This is a genomic window from Burkholderia sp. MSMB1459WGS, assembly GCF_001534535.1.
In the GTDB taxonomy this organism is placed as follows: Bacteria; Pseudomonadota; Gammaproteobacteria; order Burkholderiales; family Burkholderiaceae; genus Burkholderia.
Window position 1 is genome coordinate 1 of record NZ_LPMU01000062.1, and the last position, 1,864, is coordinate 1,864.

Below are 1,864 nucleotides of genomic sequence, written 5' to 3' on the forward strand. Positions count from 1 at the left end.
CGGAATCGGCATAGGGGACGGCCATGAGGCCGTACCCCTGCCACACCACCCGGCATGCGGGTCCGCACCGGGCGGTTCGGGAAGTTGAGGTTATGAGAGTCGGGGCACACCCAGCCGATCGAAGTACGCGAGGGTCAATACGCTATTCAGGAGCTTGCCGCTGTTACGCCACCAGCGACAGCTGTTCGCCGCCACCTGTTGCGCCACAGCGGACGGTGCGCCCAACGCACGCAGTTCCCGGTAGATGGTCGGACCGCGGCGCCAGTGTTTGAGCTGGATGACACGCAGCCGGTGACGCATCCACTTGTCCAGATCCAGCCAGACTCGTGGCGTCTGCGCCATCCGGAAGTACTCCTTCCAACCCAATACATAGGGCCGTAACCGTTCCACCACGTCCTTCATGCTGCGCCCGCCGCTACGGCCGGTCAGTTCGCGAATGCGGCGTTTGAACGCCAGCAGCGGTCTGGCCGCCACCTTGCGCTTGATGACACCGCCGGACGCTACCCATAGGCTGTAGCCCAGAAACTTGCGACCGAACACACTGGCGACTGCGCTTTTGGTCTCGTTGACCTTCAACCGCAGTTGCCCATACAGACGACGCAGCAGCGCCATCACCCGCTCGCCAGCACGGCGGCTACGAACATAGACATTCGCATCGTCGGCATAGCGCGCGAAGCAGTGGCCTCGCCGCTCCAGTTCCTTGTCCACCTCATCGAGCAGCACGTTGCCCAGCAACGGTGATAGCGGCCCGCCCTGTGGCGTGCCCTGTTCGCGCTGCTGAACCACGCCGCCATCCATGATGCCGCTGTTCAGATACGCCCGGATCAGCCGGATCACGCTGGCGTCCCCAATACGTTTCTGCAGTCGGTCGATCAGGATGTCGTGGTTGACCCGGTCGAAGAACTTCTCCAGATCAACATCCACCACGATTCGCCGACCCGACTGCACGTACGACTGCGCGGCAAGCACCGCATCGTGCGCACGCCGTCCAGGCCGGAAGCCGTAGCTGTGCTCGCTGAAGCCGGGGTCCAGAACCGGTTGCAGCACCTGCAGCAGCGCCTGCTGGATCAGCCGGTCCGTCACCGTCGGGATGCCAAGCTCGCGCTCGCCTCCGTCCGGTTTCGGGATCGTCACCCGCCGTACCGGACTGGGCCGGTACGTCCCCTTGAGCAACTGTTCACGGATCGCGGGCCACGCCGTCACCAGATGGCGCGACGTCTGGTCCATATCCAGACCGTCCACGCCAGCGGCTCCCTTGTTGGCCCGTACCCGTTTGAACGCCTGCTTCAGGTTCTCCCTCGTCAGCGCCGCCATCAGCAGCGACGACCCTGTGTCCCCGGATTCATGGCGCGGGCAACAGCCTTCGTCGCTCACGGGCATAGACGCAGCTTCACCGCGTATGCTTCCCGCTCGCCCCGCTCGCACGGGCATCTGACGCATTGCCTGTCGCATCGACATGACGCTGGACACTCCTTCCCGTTCGGCCCTTCGTCACCAGCTTCAGCCTCATCGACCTGTCCTGTGACTACTACGACCTCTGCTGACTTCTCGCTCCGGCTCGACGCCGTCGCCCTTTCAGGCATAAGGCGAGATCTCCCCAGGTAAGAGCGCACTCCTTCATCGCACAACCGCCGCATTTACGCTGCTTCGCCTTGGTCACGAGAGCTTCGCGGTGCGTTGCCCGCTCGCCCTGCACGGCAGCGCCTTCTATGCAGTTCTTGTCCATCGGCTCACGATTTACGCTCCACGCTTCCTCTCCACATTCGGTCGCCCTCATGCAGTTGCGCTTCACTTCATTCGCTGTGACCAGCTTATGGCGGGACTTGCACCCGCAGGAGTGCGCCCATGCTGGGCGCACAACGAC

1 protein-coding gene is annotated in these 1,864 nt (G+C 63.6%); it reads right to left on the reverse strand.

The features are described 5' to 3' along the window. Positions 1–90: 90 nt before the first annotated feature. Positions 91–1,458: a group II intron reverse transcriptase/maturase gene (gene ltrA, locus WT97_RS24690; protein WP_060275365.1), complete on the reverse strand. Its 1,368-nt coding sequence runs from the start codon at positions 1,456–1,458 to the stop codon at positions 91–93. Between the last annotated feature and the right edge of the window lie 406 nt (positions 1,459–1,864).

Bases quoted from the DNA above. Each gene is read 5' to 3' on its own strand.
- ltrA (WP_060275365.1), bottom strand. From the start codon at position 1,458: ATGTCGATGCGACAGGCAATGCGTCAGATGCCCGTGCGAGCGGGGCGA.